The following is a 21273-nucleotide window of genomic DNA, read 5'->3' as shown; positions in this document are numbered from 1 at the left end:
ATGCCTAAGCATGGGCTGCTTCAAGATTCAGCGACCGCGCTAGGCGCTGCCGAACAATATATTCTCGCCTTAGTTCCCCCTACCGCCCCTTCGTGGCGACTCTCCACGTAACACCTCCCCGTGCCGGTTTTGAACTCATAGCCAAACACCTGCTTTGCTTGATCGTGAACTTTCACCAGCTCGGTTAGCGGCTCCATGCTCCAGCTGTCCGTCCCGTTCAAGCGCGCAGGTACAACCAATGCGACCGACGCAATCTGCAGATCTGGAGACTGCTCCCCAAGAAGTGACTCAAAAGCATCCTCGTTCGGGATCAAGAGCATCGTGTCCCAGGACACACCATCGCTGGCTTCGCGAACCGTCACGTAGAACCATGGACGATGCTGCCTGTGCTCCACGTATTGCCACATTTGATAGTGGTCCCCAAATAGAGGCTCGAACGGGATTTCAGCATGCCTATAGGTAGTAAACATCTGTGGATACTCGAAATTAAGCTATATATAGCATAGCCGAATTATCACCAAGAAGGCTTCATCGTTCCCTTTGCGAGAGTGCAAAGTGGAACTGAACAAAGCACTTGGATTGGTAATGAAAGACATTCGGCAATCGCGCGGGCTGCCACAGGAGGGCCTTGGCCCAAGCCAGAGCTATATCAGTGCGCTTGAGCGAGGGAAGTGGAAAGCATCACTAGATAAGGTGGAGCAAATCGCAGGAATTTTGACCCTTCATCCCGCAACACTCCTTCTTCTCGCCTACCTGAGAAAGGACCCCTCGCTTGATGCGCAGGCGTTACTTTCGCAGATCCAAGCTGAGTTAGATGTCCATCAAAGCAACCTTGGTGCACGTTGAATTAAAACCCAAGGCAGGATCTAAAACCGCCGCAGTCAGATCGACACAGGTAGAAAACTGAAAACCCCAGCCTGAGACCGTCCCTGTAAGACCTCAAACCTAGGCCCAGGTGAGCCTCAGGCGCAAAAAGCATTGAGGCTTTTACCTTGCCTATGCATCATGACCTAATGGCGATGAGTATCTGAAACACTGGGGGTCGCCCCCCAAATCCAAAATGTAAACGATGGGCCCAATTAGAGGCGCACGGTTTACATTTTCCCCTGCCAGCTCTTAACGAAAGAAACTGATCCACCAAAACACCAGCCTTAAACCCGCATTTTTAGAGGAGTAGAGATCAAAAGAGGGGGCTCAGCGCACGTTTACAGTGATGCGCACTGGGTGGAACAGCACTACGCTACGCATGTTCGCAACTCTCTCAAGCGGTTTGTCGTTTGGCCTGCACTACGCCGCGATTGGCAAGCAGATCGGCATGCTCGTTTCCGGGATGGCCGGTGTGCCCGCGGACCCACTGCCAACTCACCTGGTGGCGGTTGACCTGCTCATCCAGCAACCTCCACAGGTCGGCGTTCTTCACGGGTTGCTTGGCTGCAGTTTTCCAGCCCCGCTTCTTCCAGTTGGGCATCCAGTCGTTGATACCCTGCATGACGTACTGGGAGTCGGTCACCAGCCGTACCTGGCAAGGCCTTTTCAGCTCCTCCAGTGCACGGATCGCCGCCATCAGCTCCATCCGGTTGTTGGTGGTTTCCGCTTCTCCGCCCCAGAGCTCACGTTCCACTCCCTTATAGATCAGCAGCGCGCCCCAACCACCAGGACCTGGATTGCCCTTGCAGGCACCATCCGTATATATCTCGACCGATTCATCACTCATGAAGGATTACTTGCTCGTTACTGTTCGGCATCGCGCCGGCTGACCTTCGCCACAGGCATCGGCAGCAGCTGACCCATACGCTCCCGACGATTCTGTCGCAGGGGTCGCAGGCCCACCATCAACTTTCGCGCCACCAACAGGTAGAAGCCACCCGTAGGCATCTGTAACCGTTGGCCGGCAGATTCCAACCCGGCCAATCGCGCCTGCCACTGGCCCGAAGAAAGCGGCGGACAATAGCACCCGAACCGACGTTTCTCCAGTGCGAATCCGAGCAGGTTCAGCCAGTCACCGACCCGCGTGGGGCGGATGCAACGAGCGTGACGAAAGGCCTTGCGCGACAGTAGCCGCGTTGCGCCCCAAGGGCTCCAAGGATTGACACCGATGATCAGCAAATGCCCCCCTGGCCGAACGCTACGCGCCGCCTCGCGCAACAAGGCGTGCGGCGACAGACTGAAATCAAGCCCGTGCTGGACAACCACAACGTCTGCAGCGTGCTCGCCGATCGGCCAGGATTGCTCTTCGCAGACGATCTCCACACCCGGCAGCGGCGGCCCCACCCGCACGCTGCGCTTGATTTTCTGCGGCTCGATGGGCGTGTTGGCGAAAGGGCCGTAATGCACCAGATAGCTGCCAAAACAACGCGCCAGTTCCAGACTGATCACCCGCTGTTCCTGTTCCAGCAACTGTCGCCCAGACGGACCATCGAACCAGGTGCTGGCCTCATTCATCAGGGACAACCACTGGTCGTCTGCCTTGGCACAAGATTCATCACTCATGGCTCGCCTCCGTTCATCGGCTTGGCCAGTCCGACCGCGATTTCCGATCGGTTCAACTTTCAAATATGGCTGTTAGGATGCGCTTTTACGAATGACTTGGCGACCATACATATGTTGAAAATAGAAGCTTTGCCCGCCTTCACCGATAACTACATCTGGATGCTGCAGGATCCTGAACGCCGTCTCTGTGCTGCAGTGGATCCAGGCGATGCGACCCCCGTCCAGGCGTGGCTGGATGCCCGCCCCGACTGGCGCTTGGTCGATATTCTGATCACCCACCATCACCCGGATCATGTCGGCGGCGTGCAGCAGCTCAAGGCCAAGCATGGCGCAAGGGTCTACGGTCCTGCTGCAGAGAACATTCCCGCCAGGGATGATGCACTCAGCGATGGGCAGCGTATCCGCGTACTCGACCACGAGCTGGAGGTCATCGAGGTGCCAGGTCATACCCTTGGCCACATTGCCTATTTTCATGACGATACGCAGGCGCCCTGGCTGCTGAGCGGCGACACTCTCTTCGCGGCCGGCTGCGGACGCCTTTTCGAGGGCACCGCGACACAGATGTTCGCCTCTTTGCAGCGGTTGACGGCGCTGCCAGCGCAAACCTTGGTGTACTGCACCCACGAATACACCCTGAGCAACCTGCGTTTTGCCAAAGCGGTCGAACCGGACAATCAAGAGATTGCCGAGCGACTCGATCAGGTGACCCGACTGCGAGAGGCGAAACGAATCACTCTTCCATCGGATCTGCGAACCGAGCAGGCTACCAACCCGTTCCTGCGTAGCGCCGAACGCGCCGTTGCAGCTGCCGCAAGCCGGCAAGCCGGCCATCCTCTCGACACGCCAGAAGCCGTATTCACGGCTCTGCGATCGTGGAAAGACAGCTTCTGACGAAGGAGGACCAGTTCCCAAAACCGCGGCGTCTGCTTGACCCACCGGAACGGCATTCCTAAACTCCCCCGAATTTTGCGCCTGGGGAAACCTTAAGCCAATGCCATCTGACTCTTCAAACGGCCCTTATCCGGACGCCTTGGCAGCCTCCGGCCGGGTCTTGGCGCTGGCCATCTGTCTCGCTGTAACCGGCTGCCAAAGCACCGCTTCACGAGCGCCGACAGGCATGGGCGCTCCAACGCAAGCTGCACCTTTGGTGCAGGAAACCCTGTGGCTTACGCACAAACCCACCGCACCGGTACACTCGGATATCTGGGATCGCCTGAGGCACGGCTTCAAGCTTCAGGAATACCTGGAGAGCAATCCCCGCATCGAGCAGCAACGCCTGCTTTTGGCCAGCCGCCCAGAATCCATTGAGATCGCCAGCGAGCGCGGCAGCCTCTATATCCACTACATCGTCGAGCAGCTCGAAGAGCGCGACATGCCGCTCGAACTGGCGCTATTGCCGATCATCGAGAGCGCCTATAACCCCTTCGCCTATTCGCCTGCTCAAGCGATGGGGCTCTGGCAGTTCATTCCCTCGACAGGTCGCCACTTCAATCTGCAACAGACCAGCTGGTACGACGGCAGGCGTGACATTACCGCCTCGACCACCGCCGCACTTCGCTACCTGACTTATCTGCACAGCCTGTTCAATGATGACTGGCTGCTGGCGCTAGCGGCCTATAATGCCGGCGAAGGAACCGTCAGCAGGGCCATCGAGCGCAACCAGAAACTCGGCTTACCAACCGATTACTGGAATCTGCCTCTACCCCGTGAGACGCAGGATTACGTGCCCAAGCTGCTGGCACTCTCGCAAATGGTGCAGAGTCCCGAGGCGTACGGCCTCAACCTTAGCCCGATTGCCAACGAACCTTACTTTGAAGTGGTCGCCCTGAAGCAGCGAATGGACCTCGCCAAAATCGCCAAGATGGTGGATATCGACGAGGATGAGATTTACCAGCTCAATCCGGCGTTTACCCGCCGCATCACCTTGGACGGACCGCAGCATCTTCTGGTCCCGAGCGCCAAGGCGGAAATGTTCGCGGCCAGCCTAGCGCTGATGAAACCGCAAGACCTGGTCGACTGGCAGCAGTACAAAGTGCGCCCGGGCGACACTCTCGGTGCGATTGCCAACCGATATCACCTTTCAGTCAATGTCATTCGGGATATTAACCGACTCAGGGGGGATCGCTTACAGATCGGCCAAGCGCTAAGCATTCCGCAATCGACTGGTGCCGGTCAGTCTCGTGAGCTGCTGCACGCTGTTGCGCGAAGCCAGTCGGCGCCGCGCAGCTATCGGGTCCGCAAGGGTGACAATCTCTGGGATATTGCCAAGGCACAAAAGGTCTCGGTACATGACCTACAGCGCTGGAACAACCTGTCGGGCAGCAACCTCAAGGTTGGTCAGGCATTGTTTCTCCAGGCGGCGGGCAGCAATCAGCGCGCCAAATCCGCGCCAACCTATTACAAGGTCAAGAAAGGTGATTCACTTTACGAGATCGCCAAACGCTTCAATGTCCGGATTAACAATCTGAAGACCTGGAATCCCAGAGATAGCGTGATGCTCAAGCCAGGCCAGACTCTCACGCTCTACCTCCCCCACTAGCCACAAGCGTTTGCCGTTAGCCGCGCTTGCTTAGCGCATCAAGGCAACGCCCGGCCAGTTGAGTGAATCGCTGAAACGCGACGAACTGCTCGTGCTTCAGCGCTCGGCCGGATATCCGACCATCAGCGTAGAGCACACCGATTTCGCGCGTGCCCGCCATCAGCGGTGCGATGAAGAACATCCCCTTACCCAGCTGCTGGCGAAGCGGCAAGGTAACCAGTTCATCGAGGTTGTAGCTTGCCGGCACGCCCATCCATAACGGCTGACGCTGACGAAGTACGTAACTGAAAATGTGCATTTGCCCGGATTGGTCAGCAGGCAAGGCGAATCCTTCAAGCCAAGGCTGAGTCTGCTCCCCCGCGACGCATTTGGCACGAAAGGTCGTTTGCTGATCGGCAAGGACCGTCAACATTACACGCTCCAACCCTGCGCCTTGATGCAAACCCTTTAGCAAGGCATCGAGAATCAAGCCCACGTCGCCCCGAGTGGTAGCCATCGTTCCAAGATCCTGCATGGCCTGTTGCATCAGTAGCAGATTCGGCTGCAACTGGCTTGCCTTGCGCTGTGCCTGTTGCAGCAGAACCTGCTCCGGGTCGGTCGAGGGAATCAGCTTACAGAGTCGACTGGCGCCGAAAGTCGTCGCCACTTTGACCGCCTCATCCGCGCTGGCGAGGATCTGCTGCATGGCATCGGCTTCGGAGATGCCGCTGAATTCAGCCAACTCTCTTACCAGCCCCTCCATTTCTGGACATCCCCAGCCGTTCAATGCAGCCGCACTGATCCGTCCCCCGAGACTGACCGAGCGAACCGCAGGGTCGCGCAGATTTGCCGTGCTGTGAGCGAGGCTTGCCAGCTCACCGATGTTCCAGCTCTTGATCAGCCCCAGATTCAGCTGACGAAAACTGGTGCCGAGCACCCTTTCGACGATCTGGTCGTGATCGGTGTCATTAGCCTCCAACGCCTCGCCGAGTTCATCGGCCTGTACACCACCGCAGCCCCAGAACGCAAGCTCACCGACCTCATGGAGCAGCGCCGCGATGAACACCTCTTCATCGTGTTTCGTCAGTACGTAGCCGGCAATGTTGCGCGCCTGCACGGCAGCGTGAAACGAACGCGCCAGCAGCTCCTGCAGTTGCTGGCGAGGCGCGCGATCGAGAAGACCATCGATCAGGCTGACCGAAAGGCTGATCAGCCGGACATTATCGAAGCCGATCATGACGATCGCCCGAGAGATGGTCTTTATGATCTCCTGCGATGGGTTGTAATAGCTGCTATTGCCGACCCGAAGCACCTTCGATGTCAGCGCGGCGTCACGCAGCAGTACATCTGCTAGTTGCTGTATCGACGAGTTTTCCTGCTCCGTAAGACGTTGCAGGTCCTGAACGACTGCAGCCAGAGCGGGCAAGTCAGACTGGTTCAAGCGGTCGATCCATGACTGCAAACCGTAGCTGGTTTCACTCAAGATTCGCGACCTCACCCAGCGTCCGGGCGGCTAAAAAAGGAAAGGCAGTTTGCCCAGATGGCCGGCCTTTTTCCAGCGGATACAAGCTGTTACTGTACTCGACCGAAAAGACCGAAAGCGCCATGGATCGGATTCACCGTTTGATGCGACCCGCCCTGTTGTTATTGAGCTGCCTGGGACTGAGCTTTCCGTCCTTCGCAACCATCAGCGAAAGCCACGGTTATGCGCAGTTTGGCGCGCTCAAGTACCCGGATAACTTTGCCCATTTCGATTGGGTTAATCCCGATGCGCCGAAAGGCGGCACCTTGCGGGTGATGGCCTCTGGAACATTCGACACGCTCAACCCCTACACGTTTAAAGGGACGAGTCCAATCGCGACGCCAGGTTTTTTCCAATACGGCATAAGCGAGCTGAATGAGCCATTGATGGTAGGCACTGGCATTTATGATCCTTCAGGTGACGAACCGGCCTCGGCGTATGGTCTTATCGCGGAAACCATCGAGTACAGCGATAACCATAGCTGGGTGGTTTTCAATCTGCGAGATTCGGCACGCTTCCATGATGGCCAGCCGATAACCGCCTACGATGTAGCTTTTTCCTATCGACTGCTGCTCAAGGATGGTCATCCGCGTTTTCGCACCGATCTACAGGGAGTCAAGCGAGTCGATATACTCAATCGCCATCGGATTCGCTTCGTATTCGACAAGCCCGGTAATCCATTGCTAATCATGCGTCTCGGTGAGCTACCGGTATTGCCGCAACACTATTGGAAGGACCGTGACTTCCGCGCCACTACCTTCGAGCCACCGCTCGGCAGTGGCCCCTACCGCATCAGCGAAGTTCAGCCGGGGCGTCGTGTGACATTCGAGCGGGTGAAGAACTGGTGGGGGGCTGATCTTCCAACCAATCGCGGCAAATATAATTTTGATCGCGTCCAGGTGGAGTTTTATCGCGACAGTACGGTGGCTTTCGAAGCGTTCAAAGTCGGGGAGTTCGATTTTTACATCGAGCACCAAGCGAAAAACTGGGCCAACGGCTACCAGTTCCCGGCGGTTCTGCGTGGTGATGTGATTCGCGCGGAGATCCCCCATCAGATTCCCACCCAGACGCAAGCCCTGTTCATGAACGGGCGTCGACCATCCTTTGCCGACATCAGGATTCGCCAGGCGCTGGGCATGATGTTCGATTTCGAATGGACCAATCGTGCGCTGTTCTACGGTGCCTATCAGCGCAGCGAGAGCTACTACCCGAACAGTGAGTTTTCGGCGACCAGCACACCGGAAGGGGGCGAATGGTTATTGCTGTCGCCGTTCCGCGATCAGCTCCCCGAAAAATTATTTACCGAACCGTTCAAACTACCGAAAACGGACGGACGCGGCATTCCACGTGACACCTTGCGCAAGGCGCTGGTTTTACTCAAAGAAGCCGGCTGGGAGTTGACGTCGGAGGGCCTTCGCGACAAGGCAGGCCATGAATTTCAGTTTGAGATCCTGCTCGTCAATCCGCGACTCGAGCGAATCCTCCAGCCTTATGTGGAGAACCTGGCGCGCATCGGCATACAGGCTCGTCTGCGTAGCGTCGACGGCGCGCAATACAAGCAGCGCCTGGATCAATATGACTACGACATGATTCTGACGACCCTGAATCAAAGCCTGAGTCCAGGCCTCGAACAGTGGCTGTATTTTCATTCAAGCCAAGTAAGCGTCAAAGGTGGCCGCAACTACGCCGGCATTGCCAACCCGGTGATCGACAAACTGATCGCAAAACTGATCGCAGCCAAGACCCGAGACGAGCAGATTTCCGCAGCACGCGCCATTGATCGCGTTTTACTTTGGAACCACTACACCATCCCCAACTGGTTCATCAGTTATCACCGTCTGGCGTACCGTAATCGGTTCGCCCATGTCACCACACCGCCTTATACACTCGGACTACGTGCGTGGTGGTTGAAGGACCTGGAGAAGGCTCAATGATGATAAGAAACTCAACACTATCATTCTTGCATGCGGGCATCCTCGCCCTCGTATGTCTTGCGAGAGTTGCCGAAGCAGCTCCTCAACATGCTTTGACCCTGTATGACGAGAAGCCAAAGTATCCTGCGAATTTCTCACACTTCGACTATGCCAACCCCGACGCTCCCAAGGGAGGAACGCTGCGACAGGCAGGCTTCGGTAGCTTCGATTCGCTCAATCCTTTCATCAACAAGGGCGTCGCGGCGGACGATATCGGCCTCGTCTATGACACCCTGACAACCAATAGCCTGGATGAGCCGTTCACGGTCTACGGCCTGCTGGCGGAAAAAATCGAGAAAGGCCCGAACAACGAGTGGGTACGTTTCTATCTGCGCCCCGAAGCTCGCTTTCACGACGGCGAGCCGGTGACGGCGGAGGATGTCGTGTTCACCTTCGAGACATTGATCAGCAAGGGAGCGCCGCATTATCGCGGCTATTACGCTGACGTCGAGAAAGCCGTAGTCGAGGGTCCGCGTCGCGTCCGTTTCGATTTCAAGCACGCGGGCAACCGCGAACTACCGCTCATCCTTGGGCAACTGCCGGTGCTGCCGAAGCATTGGTGGGCCGAAAGGGACTTCACCTCCGGCAGCATGGAGCCGCCTTTGGGCAGTGGCCCGTATCGAATAGAGCAAGTAGAGGCTGGCCGCTCGGTCCGGTATACCCGAGCCGAGGATTATTGGGGCAAGGACCTGCCGGTCAACCGTGGCTTCTATAACTTCGATCAGGTGCGCTTCGATTACTACCGTGATAACACGGTGGCGCTCCAGGCCTTTAAAGCCGGACACTTCGATTATTGGCTGGAAACCAGCGCGAAGAACTGGGCTACCGCGTACGACACCGAGGCAGTCAAAGACGGGCGGATCATCAAGGAAGAGATCGCCAACCATAACCCGCAAGGTATGCAAGGCTTTATCTTCAATATTCGAAAACCTCATTTGCAGGACGTCAGGATTCGGGAAGCCCTGGCCCTGCTTTTCGATTTCGAATGGACCAATCGCCAGTTGTTCAATGGCGCCTATACCCGTACCCGCAGCTATTTCGACAACTCCGAGCTTGCCTCCTCCGGTTTGCCAGGCGAGAAAGAGCTGAGCATTCTCGAGCCGCTGCGCGATCAGATACCTGAGGAAGTCTTCGACAAGCCCTTTAAGCTGCCGCAGACCAACGCCGACGGCATGATCCGCGAACAGCAACGTCGCGCCTACGAGCTACTCACCGACGCCGGCTGGAAAATCGAAAACGACCGCATGGTGGATGCCAACGGAAAGCCGGTCAAACTGGAGTTTCTGCTGGTACAGGCAGACTTCGAACGGGTTCTTTTACCTTACAAACGCAACCTTGCCGGTCTGGGTATCGATCTCGAAATCCGCCGGGTCGACGTCTCACAGTACATCAATCGCCTGCGCTCACGTGACTACGACATGATTGTCAGTGGTTTTGGCCAATCCAGTTCGCCGGGCAACGAGCAGCGCGAATACTGGCATTCGGCAAGTGCGGACAATCCAGGAAGTCGCAACTTCATTGGACTGAAGGATCCGGCCATCGATGCGCTGGTGGAAAACCTGATCGCCGCCGATTCGCGTGAAGAGTTGATCACTAGCACCCGCGCATTGGATCGCGTGCTGCTGTGGGGCCACTACGTAATTCCGAACTGGCACATCAAGACCTGGCGCGTCGCCTACTGGAACCATCTGGCCCACCCCGAAATCACACCCCGCTACGATATCGGCCTGATGACCTGGTGGAACAAGCCCAGCGCCGAAGCACCTGATCCGGAAGCAGTCAGCGACGAGCCAATCGCCAAAGCACAGGCCACCAGCGCTACCAGCACTGCAGCGGAGCGCTAGGAATGCTCGCGTATATCTTTCGCAGGCTACTGCTGATTATTCCGACCCTGTTCGGCATTCTGCTAATCAATTTCATCATCATCCAGGCTGCACCTGGCGGTCCGGTCGAACAGGCAATCGCCAAGCTGGAAGGCTTCGAAGGCGCGACCAGCCGTATCGCTGGTGGCGGCTCTGAAGTGGCTACGGGCAACAACAGCTACCGGGGCGCGCAAGGTCTGGACCCCGATCTGATCGCCGAAATCGAACGCCTATACGGCTTCGACAAACCGGCACCGGAACGCTTCTGGATCATGCTCAGCAACTACTTGCGCCTGGATTTTGGCGAGAGTTTCTTCCGAGATGCCGAGGTCACCGAACTGATCATCGAGAAGATGCCGGTCTCGATCTCGCTGGGGCTCTGGAGCACGTTGATCATGTATCTAGCGTCGATACCGCTGGGTATCGCCAAGGCCACGCGTCATGGCAGCCCGTTCGATGTCTGGACCAGCTCAGCGATTATCGTCGGTTATGCGATTCCGGCGTTTCTGTTTGCCATTCTCCTGATCGTGCTGTTTGCCGGCGGCAGTTATTGGAACTGGTTTCCACTAAGGGGTTTGACCTCTGGCAATTTCGACGAACTAACGCTGACCGGCAAGATCATCGATTATTTTTGGCATCTTGCGCTGCCGGTCACCGCGTTGGTCATCGGCAATTTCGCGACCCTGACTCTGCTGACGAAAAACAGCTTTCTCGACGAGATCAATAAGCAGTATGTGATTACTGCCCGTGCCAAGGGCCTGAGCAAAAATAGGGTGCTCTACGGCCACGTGTTCCGCAATGCGATGCTGATCATCATCGCCGGCTTCCCATCGGCATTCATCGGTATGTTCTTTACCGGTTCGCTGCTGATCGAAGTGATCTTTTCCCTTGACGGTCTTGGCTTGCTCAGCTTCGAGGCCGCCATCAACCGCGACTATCCTGTGGTGTTCGGCACCCTGTTCCTGTTCACCCTGCTCGGTCTGGTAGTCAAGCTGATCGGCGATCTGACCTATACGCTGGTCGACCCGCGAATAGATTTCGAAAGCAGGGAGACCTGACATGCAGCTGACCCCGCTGAACCAGCGGCGCTTCGCCCTCTTCAAGGCCCACAAACGCGGCTGGTGGTCGCTGTGGTTGTTTCTCGTACTATTCGTCCTAAGTCTCGGCGCCGAACTGATCGCCAACGACAAACCGATCGTGGTGCGCTTCGACGGCGGCTGGTATTTCCCGGTATTCAAGCGTTATCCAGAAACGACATTCGGCGGCGAGTTTCCGTTGCAGGCCAACTACAAGGGCCCCTACATCCAGGAGCTGATTGAAAAAAAGGACGGCTGGATGATATGGCCGCCGATCCCGTTCAACTATTCCAGCATCAATTATGATCTTCAGGTTCCTGCCCCTGCCCCACCATCGGGCCAAAACTGGCTGGGCACCGACGATCAGGGCCGAGACGTACTCGCCCGGGTCATCTACGGCTTTCGCATTTCGGTATTGTTCGCGCTCACGCTGACTTTGATCAGTTCGGTAATCGGTGTGGTCGCCGGCGCCCTGCAAGGATTTTACGGTGGCTGGGTCGACCTCGTTGGACAGCGCGTCCTGGAGATCTGGTCAGGACTACCAGTGCTCTACCTGCTCATTATTCTCGCGAGTTTCGTGCAGCCCAATTTCTGGTGGTTGCTCGGCATCATGCTGCTGTTCTCCTGGATGAGCCTGGTCGATGTGGTTCGTGCGGAGTTTTTGCGGGGCCGCAATCTCGAATACGTGCGAGCAGCACGAGCGCTGGGCATGCGGAACGGCGCGATCATGTTCCGTCACATACTGCCCAATGCGATGGTTTCGACCATGACGTTCATGCCATTCATCCTTACCGGAGCAATCGGAACGCTGACCGCCCTGGATTTTCTTGGCTTCGGTCTGCCCCCCGGCGCACCATCATTGGGTGAGCTGGTCGCGCAGGGCAAGGCGAATCTGCAGGCGCCGTGGCTGGGCATCAGCGCGTTCATGGTCCTTGCAATCATGCTGACCCTGTTGGTGTTTATCGGCGAGGCCGCCCGCGATGCCTTCGACCCAAGGAAATAGCATGGCTGAGAATCTTATAGAGGTCCGCGACCTGGCCGTCGAGTTCGTCAGCGGGGACCGAACTCAGCGAGTCGTCGACGGCGTGAGCTTCGACATTCGCAAGGGTGAGACCCTGGCGCTCGTCGGCGAGAGCGGTTCCGGAAAATCCGTCACGGCTCATTCAATACTACGCCTACTGCCTTATCCGCTCGCTCGGCACCCGGCCGGTGAAATTCGCTACGCCGGAGAAGATCTGCTCAAAGCGAATGAAAAACGCATGCGTGGCATACGCGGCGACCGCATCGCGATGGTCTTTCAGGAGCCAATGACCTCGCTCAATCCATTACATACCATCGGCACGCAGATCAACGAAGTGCTGCAGATCCATAAGGGGTTAAGTGGCAAAGCCGCTACGGCACGGACCCTTGAATTGCTCGAACTGGTTGGAATAGCAGAACCCCAAAAAAGGATCCGGGCTTATCCGCACGAGCTTTCCGGCGGCCAGCGCCAGCGTGTGGTAATTGCTATGGCGCTGGCCAACGAACCCGAGTTGCTCATTGCCGACGAGCCGACCACGGCACTGGATGTAACGGTGCAGCTGAAGATTCTTGAACTGCTGAAGGAATTGCAGGCGCGTCTGGGCATGGCTCTGCTGCTGATCAGCCATGATCTTAATCTCGTCCGGCAAATTGCCCATCACGTATGTGTCATGCAGAGCGGTCGCGTCGTCGAACAGGCATCTTGCAACGAATTGTTCCGCTCGCCGCAGCATCCCTACACCCGAGAGTTGCTCGCGGCAGAACCTAGCGGCGGACCGGTAGCGGTTGAAGCGTCGGCACCGGCATTGCTGGAAGTGAATGATCTGCGAGTCTGGTTCCCGATCAAAAAGGGACTGTTCAGGCGCACCGTCGATCACATCAAAGCAGTGGACGGAGTCACCTTCAGCCTGCCAAAAGGACAAACGTTGGGGATTGTCGGCGAAAGCGGGTCGGGGAAGTCCACCTTAGGGCTCGCGATTCTGAGATTGCTGTCCAGCAGCGGTGAGATTCATTTTCAGGGGCAGGCGCTGCAGAAGATATCGCAGCGTGCGGTACGCCCCATGCGACGGCAGATGCAGGTGGTATTTCAGGACCCATTTGGCAGTCTCAGCCCCAGAATGTCGGTCGGCCAGATCGTAGGAGAAGGACTCAGCATCCATGGGATGGGGTCTGCAGCGGAACAAGCGCAGGCGATCATCGATGCGCTGGTCGAGGTTGGGCTCGACCCCGAGAGCCGCCATCGCTATCCCCACGAGTTTTCTGGGGGGCAACGGCAACGAATCGCCATAGCCAGGGCCTTGGTGCTCAAGCCTGATCTTATTCTGCTTGATGAACCTACCTCGGCATTGGATAGAACAGTGCAGCGGCAAGTGGTTGAGCTACTACGCTCGCTACAGGCCAAGTACAACCTGACCTACCTGTTCATCAGCCATGACCTGGCGGTGGTTCGGGCGCTAAGCCACCAGATGATAGTGGTCAAGCAGGGCCAGGTAGTTGAACAGGGAGTGGCCGAGGCTATCTTTGCCGCGCCCCAACATTCGTATACACAGCAGCTGCTGGCGTCTGCCTTTATGGTGCCCGCATCTGATGAACAACCAGAAGAGGAACAAGCACATGGGTTTTCTTACCGGTAAGCGCGTATTGATCGTCGGCGTCGCCAGCAAACTGTCGATCGCCTCCGGCATCGCCGCGGCCATGCACCGCGAAGGCGCCGAACTGGCTTTCACTTATCAGAACGATAAGCTCAAAGGTCGCGTTGAAGAATTCGCCGCGAGCTGGGGCTCAGGGCCGGAGTTGTGCTTCCCATGCGACGTCGCCAGCGACGACGAGATCGTCAAGGTGTTTGAAGAACTGGGTAAAAAATGGGACGGTCTGGACGGTATTGTTCACTCGGTAGGATTCGCTCCAGGCGATCAGCTCGATGGCGATTTCACCGACGTCACCACCCGTGACGGCTTCCGTATCGCGCACGACATCAGCGCCTACAGCCTTGTAGCGCTGGCCAAGGCCGGTCGCCCGATGATGAAAGGCCGCAACGGCAGCATCCTCACGCTTTCCTACCTGGGTGCAGAGCGCACCATGCCTAACTACAACGTAATGGGTATGGCTAAAGCCAGCCTTGAGGCGGGTGTTCGTTACTTGGCAGGCAGCCTCGGTCCGGAGGGCACACGCGTCAACGCCGTTTCAGCTGGCCCCATCCGTACATTGGCAGCGTCCGGAATCAAAAGCTTCCGCAAGATGCTGGCGGCCAATGAGAAGCAGACCCCGCTGCGCCGCAACGTGACCATCGATGAAGTCGGCAATGCCGGCGCCTTCCTCTGCTCGGATTTGGCCTCCGGAATCAGCGGTGAGATCCTCTACGTCGACGGTGGCTTCAACACCACGGCAATGGGCGCGATCGAAGACTGATCTGCCGCTCATAAAAAACCCGCATTTGATTGCGGGTTTTTTTGTTGCGCAGATGTGTCAGAGCACTATCAGAACGTTTCTACCTCAGCATCGGCATGCAGCATCTGTCGGTAGGCGGCAAAATCCTGCTGTCCGCTGCGCGAGGCCAGGAAGCGACGATAGTTCTGCTTATCTTCCTCCGAGAGCTCCGTCGCTGGCTCGCTTACGCCATCCAGACGAACAACGACAAAGTCTCCATTGGCAAGACGCACACTATCGTAGGTTGGCTTGTCACTCACCGCAGGTCGCGGCATCCGGAACACTTGCTGCAGGACGGCAGGTTCAACGCCGTCCTGATTACGCGAAGCGGCTTCCACTGGCTGCCACTGCTGTGCCGCCTGCCCCCCTTCGCGCAGCGTAGCGATCAAGCGCTCGCCTTCCTCAACTGCCATCTCGGCAGCCTTGCTACGCTGCAGTTGCGTGATAATGCCCTCCTTCACCGTATCGAAAGGCAAAACCTCCGGTTGCAAATGTTCCTTAATGCGAACTGCAACGACGGTGTCCGGATCCAGTTCGATGACGCTGCTATTAGCGCCATCGATAAGAACTTCATCGCTGAACGCTGTCTGGATAACCTGCCGATTGGCAGCGATACCGGCTCCGCCCTCACGGCCGAATGCTTCGGTCGCCTGCACTGACAGACCTAGTTCCTGTGCCGGCTGGGTGAGATCAGACGACTCGAATGCGGTGTCTTCCAACAGCTTGCTCGCTTCGACAAAACGCTGTTCGACCTGCTGCGCTTTGAGCTCCCGAACCAGCTCAGGCCGCATATCTTCGAGCGCAGGCACTTCGGGTGACCGAACACCCAACAGCTTGATCAAATGCCAGCCAAAGTCGGAACGCACCGGAATCGATACCTGCCCTTCGTCAAGCGCATAAAGCGCCTCCTCGAAAGCCGGATCGTAAACGCCTGGGCCGGCAAAACCCAGATCACCCCCTTCGTTGGCCGAACCCGGATCTTCGGAAACTTCCTTTGCAAGGGCCGCGAAATCTTCGCCTGCAGCCAGCCGCTTGGCGATCTCTTCTATCTTCGCCTTAGCTTCGGCGTCGCTGGAATCGTCGGACTCGATCAGAATATGCGCCGCACGTCGCTGCTCCGCCAGGTTCGCGATGCGCTGCTGATAAAGGTTTTGCACCTCTTCATCCGAGACCTCGACCTGATCGAAAAACGAGTCCTTGTTCAGCTCGACATACTCTAGAACAACCTGCTCCGGCGAGCGGAAACGGTCAGTGTTCTGCTCGTAGTATTCGCGTGCCTCGTTGTCGCTTACCTCAACTGCATCCACATTCGCCGGCACGGTAATGCTCGCAAAATCACGGGTCTGCTGCTCTAGGCGAGCGAACGCTTCGATCTGCTCATCAGTGACGAAACCGGAACCGGATATGCCGGCACGAAGCTGTCCAATCAACATTTCCTGCTTCAGCAGCTCGCGAAATTGGAGCCGGGTATAGCCCATCTGTTGAATAACCTGATCGAACCGTGCCGCATTGAATGCACCGTCCACGGTAAATTCAGGCGTCTGCAAAATCAGCTGATCGAGGGCTGCCTCGGAGAAGGCAAAATTGGCGCTACGTGCACCCTGCAGCAGCAGTGCTCGGTCAATAAGTGCGCGGAGGGATGACTCGCGCACCAGCTTGTCATCCAGCAATGACGGATCGAAATCGCCGCCTAGCTGCTGAGCCAACTGCCGACGCTGCATGTTCATCGCCTGGTTGAGCTCGTCCAGCGAGATTTCCTCACCGTTGACCTCGGCGGCATCCCGGCTGTTGCTCGCGGCATTGAAGATAGCGTCGAAGCCCGTCAGCGCCAGCAGCACGACGATAATTCCGATGATGGTTTTGGCAATCCAGCCTTGTGAATTGTCCCTGATATTCTGAAGCATGCGTCCCCCAGGAGTCAGCTGCGCAACGGTCGCTGCAGCACGGGTGGAATCCGGATAAAAGAAAGGCGCATCCAGGGATGCGCCTTCTCGGAGCTTTTGGAGCGGTTGGGCCTTATCCCCCAAGCCCGAACGCAACAGGCAAAGCCTGTTCGAATAACCGCTCCAAGCCAGGGCCAGCGCTAGCTGACAACTGGCCGGATCGAAAACGCTTAGTTGACAGCGTCTTTCAGAGCCTTGCCAGCCTTGAAGCCCGGGATCTTGGCTGCAGCGATGTTGATCGGCTTGCCAGTCTGGGGGTTACGGCCGGTGCGAGCAGCGCGCTCTTTGACAGCGAAAGTACCGAAACCAACCAGTACCACGGAATCACCAGCCTTCAGTGCGCCAGTGACGGATTCAATCACTGCATCCAGCGCGCGGCCAGCAACAGCTTTCGGGATATCAGCAGATGCAGCGATGGCATCGATCAGTTCCGACTTGTTCACTCTAAGTCCCCTTATTTCTGTTGAGTCGTATCTTTAATTTTTGGTGTAAGCAAAGCGGTGCTGAAATAGCAGCGACACAAGGGGCCGGTTTATAACAAGGACGCCGAAAATGTGTCAACAAGGCCTTCCAGACTAATGCGTGCTGATTCGTTCCTTGGAATCAGGCTCGCGCTTGTCTTCCTTTGCAACTATATCGGGAGCCGCATCAGGCAAGGGCTCCGGCGCGTATTGCAGCGCAATTTGGAGGACTTCGTCAATCCACTTCACCGGTTTAATCTGCAGGTCCCGCTTAATATTCTCAGGAATCTCTTTCAGATCACGTTGATTCTCTTCGGGGATGATCACCGTCTTGATGCCACCCCGATGTGCAGCGAGCAATTTCTCTTTCAATCCACCGATGGCCAACACCTGGCCACGCAAGGTGATCTCGCCGGTCATGGCGACCTCTGCGCAAACAGGAATCTGCGTTAGCGCAGAAACAAGCGCTGTACACATCCCGATACCGGCGCTTGGGCCGTCCTTCGGCGTTGCCCCTTCCGGCACGTGGATATGGATGTCCTGCTTTTCATGAAAGTCCAACGGAATACCCAAGCTCTTGGCCCGGCTACGCACAACAGTAAGCGCAGCGGTAATCGACTCACCCATTACATCGCCGAGCGAACCAGTCTTGGTCAGACGGCCCTTACCAGGCACCACAGCCGCCTCGATGGTCAGCAACTCGCCGCCGACCTGGGTCCAGGCCAGGCCGGTCACTTGACCGACTTGATCCTGCTGCTCAGCAAGTCCATAACGGAACTTGCGCACCCCAAGGAAATGCTCGAGCGATTCGGCAGTGACCTTTACCTCGAAACTCTTCTCAGCCGCATGCTCTTTGACTACCTTCCGGCAGACCTTCGCCAGTTGGCGCTCCAAACCGCGAACGCCAGCTTCACGTGTGTAATAGCGGATGATGTCGCGTATGGCCTCTTCGTCGAAAATCAGCTCAGCCTTTTTCAACCCATTAGCCTGCACCTGTTTCGGAACCAGGTAGCGAATCGCAATATTGATCTTCTCGTCTTCGGTATACCCAGGGAGACGTATCACCTCCATGCGATCCAGCAACGGCGCCGGAATGTTCATGGAGTTAGCGGTACAGAGGAACATCACATCGGACAGGTCGTAGTCGACCTCAAGATAATGGTCATTGAAGTTATGGTTCTGTTCGGGATCAAGCACCTCAAGCAATGCCGAAGCCGGATCGCCGCGCATGTCGTTGCCCATCTTGTCGATTTCATCGAGCAGAAATAGCGGGTTGCGAACACCGACCTTGCTCATTTTTTGAATCAACCGGCCAGGCATCGAGCCGATGTAGGTACGGCGATGCCCACGAATTTCGGCTTCGTCCCGCACTCCACCCAGCGCCATCCGCACGAACTTCCGGTTAGTGGAACGCGCAATGGACTCGGCCAGCGAGGTCTTGCCCACGCCCGGTGGGCCAACCAGACATAATACCGGCCCCTTTAGCTTCTTAACGCGCTTCTGCACGGCAAGATACTCAAGAATGCGGTCCTTCACTTCTTCGAGCCCGTAATGGTCCGTATCGAGCACGTCTTCAGCCTTGGCCAGATCGAGGCGTACTTTGCTGGCGGCCTTCCACGGCACGTTCACCAGCCAGTCGATGTAAGTTCGAACGACAGTAGCCTCAGCTGACATCGGTGACATCTGCTTGAGCTTGTTCAGCTCGGTTGTCGCCTTGGCATGGGCATCTTTGCTCAAGCCAGCGTTTTCGATGCGCTTCTTCAGGTCATCGATCTCGTTGTGACCTTCATCGATATCGCCTAGCTCTTTCTGAATAGCCTTCATCTGCTCATTCAGATAGTACTCACGCTGACTGCGCTCCATCTGCTTCTTGACGCGTCCACGGATACGCTTTTCAACCTGCAGCAGGTCAATTTCGGCATCCAGCAAGGCCAGCACATGTTCAACCCGAGCGGGCAAGTCAGTGATTTCGAGAATCGCCTGCTTCTGCTCGATTTTGAGCGCCATATGCGCAGCCATGGTATCGACCAGGCGCGCCGGCTCATCGATGCTGGCAAGCGATGAGAGCACTTCTGAGGGGACTTTCTTGCCGAGCTGAACGTATTGCTCGAATTGACTCAATAGACTGCGGGTAAAGACCTCCGCCTCGCGCTCCTCGATGCCTGACTCCTCGATCAGCGACACCTCGGCACGGCAATGGTCATCTACATCGAAGAAGCGATCTATAACGCCGCGTTGCTCACCTTCGACAAGCACCTTGACAGTGCCATCGGGCAATTTGAGCAGCTGCAGAACGGTTGCGACCGTCCCCACGCGATACAGGCCCTCTTCAGCCGGATCGTCATCCGCCGGGTTCTTCTGAGCCAGAAGCAGGATCTGCTTGTCACCAGCCATGGCGGACTCGAGTGCCTCGATGGACTTTTCCCGTCCAACGAACAACGGAATTACCATATGTGGGTAAACCACGACGTCGCGCAGCGGCAAGAGGGGCAGTTCGATGGTTGTCTTCATAAATTCAGCTCTACGACGGCCATACGGCGGTGAACGGGGAAACACCCTGGCAATTAAGATGGGGGCACGCAGGGTAAAAAACAAGGAGTCTTCAGAAAAGCAAAGGGGCCCGGAGGCCCCTGTTCTATCATGCGTCTGGCGCAGCTTTCGCAGGCGGTTCGCTATTCTCGTAGATCAGCAGCGGCTGCGATGTGCCCTCGATAACACTCTCGTCGATAACCACCTTGCTGACATCCTTCTGTGAAGGAATCTCGTACATGGTGTCCAGCAGAACGCCCTCGAGGATCGAACGCAGACCGCGTGCACCGGTCTTGCGCTCCAATGCACGGCCAGCGACAGCCTTGAGCGCATCGGTACGGAACTCCAAATCCACACCTTCAAGCTCGAAGAGCTTGGCGTACTGCTTGGTCAGCGCATTCTTGGGCTCGGTAAGGATCTGGATCAAGGCGGCCTCGTCCAGTTCGTCGAGCGTGGCAATGACTGGCAGGCGGCCCACAAATTCCGGAATCAGGCCAAACTTGACGAGGTCGTCAGGCTCCACCGCACGCAGCGATTCACCGATTTTCTTGCCCAGATCCTTGCTGCGGACCTCTGCATTGAAGCCAATGCCCCCTTGGGTCGAACGCCCCTGGATGACTTTTTCAAGGCCAGCGAATGCACCACCGCAAATGAACAGGATATTGCGCGTATCGACTTGTAGGAATTCTTGCTGTGGATGCTTGCGACCGCCTTGTGGCGGAACCGAAGCGACCGTACCCTCGATCAGTTTGAGCAGCGCCTGTTGTACGCCCTCGCCCGAGACATCCCGTGTGATTGACGGGTTGTCGGACTTGCGTGAAATCTTGTCGATCTCATCGATGTAGACGATGCCCATCTGAGCTTTTTCGACATCGTAATCGCATTTTTGCAACAGCTTTTGAATGATGTTCTCAACATCCTCGCCTACGTAGCCAGCCTCGGTAAGCGTAGTGGCGTCGGCGATGGTGAACGGAACATTCAGCAGCCGCGCAAGCGTCTCGGCGAGCAGGGTCTTGCCCGAGCCAGTCGGCCCGATCAGCAGAATATTGCTCTTGCCCAACTCGACTTCTTCTTTCTTGTCACGTTGGTTGAGGCGCTTGTAATGGTTATAAACCGCTACTGCCAGGATCTTCTTTGCGCGTTCCTGACCAATGACATATTGGTCGAGAATACCGCTGATTTCCTTGGGCGCAGGCAGTTTTTGCGCGCTGCTCTCGGCCTGTGCTTCTTGCACCTCCTCACGGATGATGTCATTGCACAGGTCGACGCACTCGTCGCAGATAAAGACCGAGGGCCCGGCAATCAACTTGCGTACTTCATGCTGGCTTTTGCCGCAGAAAGAGCAATAGAGCAGCTTGCCGGAATCCTCGCCGTTGCGGGTGTCAGTCATTCGATCGATCCAATCGGGAAGGCTTGAAACACAAGATGAAGGCAATCGCAGGCTTTTTCAAG

General features: G+C 56.8%; 17 protein-coding genes. 9 read left to right on the top strand and 8 right to left on the bottom strand.

From position 1 onward, the window contains the following. Nucleotides 1–20: 20 nt before the first annotated feature. Nucleotides 21–470 (bottom strand): hypothetical protein, encoded by a 450-nt coding sequence (locus tag AC2LD7_RS18005; RefSeq protein ID WP_003298903.1) that lies wholly within the window; start codon nucleotides 468–470, stop codon nucleotides 21–23. 85 nt (nucleotides 471–555) lie between these two features. On the opposite strand from AC2LD7_RS18005, the gene AC2LD7_RS18000 reads away from it, so the two are divergent. Further along, the gene (locus tag AC2LD7_RS18000; protein ID WP_036998697.1) at nucleotides 556–846 is read left to right on the top strand and encodes a helix-turn-helix domain-containing protein; all 291 of its coding nucleotides are present in this window, start codon (nucleotides 556–558) and stop codon (nucleotides 844–846) included. A gap of 415 nt (nucleotides 847–1261) precedes the next feature. Here AC2LD7_RS18000 and rnhA read toward each other — a convergent pair whose 3' ends face one another. Together rnhA and AC2LD7_RS17990 are read right to left on the bottom strand one after the other, a co-directional pair. Continuing rightward, nucleotides 1262–1714 (bottom strand): ribonuclease HI, encoded by a 453-nt coding sequence (gene rnhA / locus AC2LD7_RS17995; protein ID WP_484599084.1) that lies wholly within the window; start codon nucleotides 1712–1714, stop codon nucleotides 1262–1264. A 17-nt stretch (nucleotides 1715–1731) separates the two neighbouring features. After that, nucleotides 1732–2490, bottom strand: coding sequence for a class I SAM-dependent methyltransferase (locus AC2LD7_RS17990; protein ID WP_484599083.1), 759 nt, complete (start codon nucleotides 2488–2490; stop codon nucleotides 1732–1734). 111 nt (nucleotides 2491–2601) lie between these two features. On the opposite strand from AC2LD7_RS17990, the gene gloB reads away from it, so the two are divergent. Then, nucleotides 2602–3381 carry a hydroxyacylglutathione hydrolase gene (gene gloB / locus AC2LD7_RS17985; protein ID WP_484599082.1) on the top strand — a complete coding sequence of 260 codons (780 nt, stop codon included), beginning with the start codon at nucleotides 2602–2604 and terminating at the stop codon, nucleotides 3379–3381. 100 nt (nucleotides 3382–3481) lie between these two features. Further along, entirely contained in the window at nucleotides 3482–5029 is a 1548-nt protein-coding gene (locus AC2LD7_RS17980) for a lytic transglycosylase domain-containing protein (protein ID WP_484599081.1), read from the top strand. 16 nt (nucleotides 5030–5045) lie between these two features. Here the strand turns inward: AC2LD7_RS17980 and AC2LD7_RS17975 are convergent, their stop codons facing one another. Further along, nucleotides 5046–6470, bottom strand: coding sequence for an HDOD domain-containing protein (locus AC2LD7_RS17975; RefSeq protein WP_484599088.1), 1425 nt, complete (start codon nucleotides 6468–6470; stop codon nucleotides 5046–5048). Between the two features lie 164 nt (nucleotides 6471–6634). Between AC2LD7_RS17975 and AC2LD7_RS17970 the strand changes: the two genes are divergently transcribed. From AC2LD7_RS17970 to fabI, 6 genes are read left to right on the top strand one after another with little or no spacing between them, the layout of a single operon-like run. Next, complete coding sequence (locus tag AC2LD7_RS17970; protein ID WP_484599087.1) at nucleotides 6635–8464, top strand: extracellular solute-binding protein; 1830 nt, start codon at nucleotides 6635–6637, stop codon at nucleotides 8462–8464. Further along, on the top strand, nucleotides 8464–10347 hold the full coding sequence (locus tag AC2LD7_RS17965) for an extracellular solute-binding protein (protein WP_484599086.1): 1884 nt from the start codon (nucleotides 8464–8466) through the stop codon (nucleotides 10345–10347). Before AC2LD7_RS17970 ends, AC2LD7_RS17965 begins: the two co-directional genes overlap by 1 nt. Nucleotides 10348–10349: 2 nt before the next feature. Beyond that, complete coding sequence (locus tag AC2LD7_RS17960; RefSeq protein WP_484599080.1) at nucleotides 10350–11423, top strand: microcin C ABC transporter permease YejB; 1074 nt, start codon at nucleotides 10350–10352, stop codon at nucleotides 11421–11423. A 1-nt stretch (nucleotide 11424) separates the two neighbouring features. Beyond that, nucleotides 11425–12444 (top strand): ABC transporter permease, encoded by a 1020-nt coding sequence (locus tag AC2LD7_RS17955; RefSeq protein WP_484599079.1) that lies wholly within the window; start codon nucleotides 11425–11427, stop codon nucleotides 12442–12444. Nucleotide 12445: 1 nt separating this feature from the next. Beyond that, nucleotides 12446–14095, top strand: a complete 1650-nt coding sequence (locus tag AC2LD7_RS17950) for an ABC transporter ATP-binding protein (RefSeq protein WP_484599078.1) — start codon at nucleotides 12446–12448, stop codon at nucleotides 14093–14095. Continuing rightward, a complete protein-coding gene (gene fabI, locus AC2LD7_RS17945) occupies nucleotides 14076–14870 on the top strand; it encodes an enoyl-ACP reductase FabI (RefSeq protein ID WP_484599077.1) in 795 nt (264 codons plus the stop codon). The genes AC2LD7_RS17950 and fabI overlap by 20 nt, the downstream gene beginning before the upstream one ends. 68 nt (nucleotides 14871–14938) lie before the next feature. Here fabI and AC2LD7_RS17940 read toward each other — a convergent pair whose 3' ends face one another. The 4 genes from AC2LD7_RS17940 to clpX form a co-directional block, all read right to left on the bottom strand. Further along, complete coding sequence (locus AC2LD7_RS17940) at nucleotides 14939–16792, bottom strand: SurA N-terminal domain-containing protein (RefSeq protein ID WP_484599076.1); 1854 nt, start codon at nucleotides 16790–16792, stop codon at nucleotides 14939–14941. A gap of 209 nt (nucleotides 16793–17001) precedes the next feature. Continuing rightward, nucleotides 17002–17274, bottom strand: coding sequence for a nucleoid-associated protein HU-beta (gene hupB, locus AC2LD7_RS17935; protein WP_003282502.1), 273 nt, complete (start codon nucleotides 17272–17274; stop codon nucleotides 17002–17004). A gap of 132 nt (nucleotides 17275–17406) precedes the next feature. Then, nucleotides 17407–19803 carry an endopeptidase La gene (gene lon, locus AC2LD7_RS17930; protein ID WP_484599075.1) on the bottom strand — a complete coding sequence of 799 codons (2397 nt, stop codon included), beginning with the start codon at nucleotides 19801–19803 and terminating at the stop codon, nucleotides 17407–17409. A gap of 127 nt (nucleotides 19804–19930) precedes the next feature. Beyond that, on the bottom strand, nucleotides 19931–21211 hold the full coding sequence (clpX, locus tag AC2LD7_RS17925; protein WP_484599074.1) for an ATP-dependent Clp protease ATP-binding subunit ClpX: 1281 nt from the start codon (nucleotides 21209–21211) through the stop codon (nucleotides 19931–19933). Between the last annotated feature and the right edge of the window lie 62 nt (nucleotides 21212–21273).

This window comes from Stutzerimonas sp., from assembly GCF_982611455.1.
Note: the sequence above shows the minus strand (reverse complement) of the source record. Positions and strands in the feature narration are given on the sequence as shown.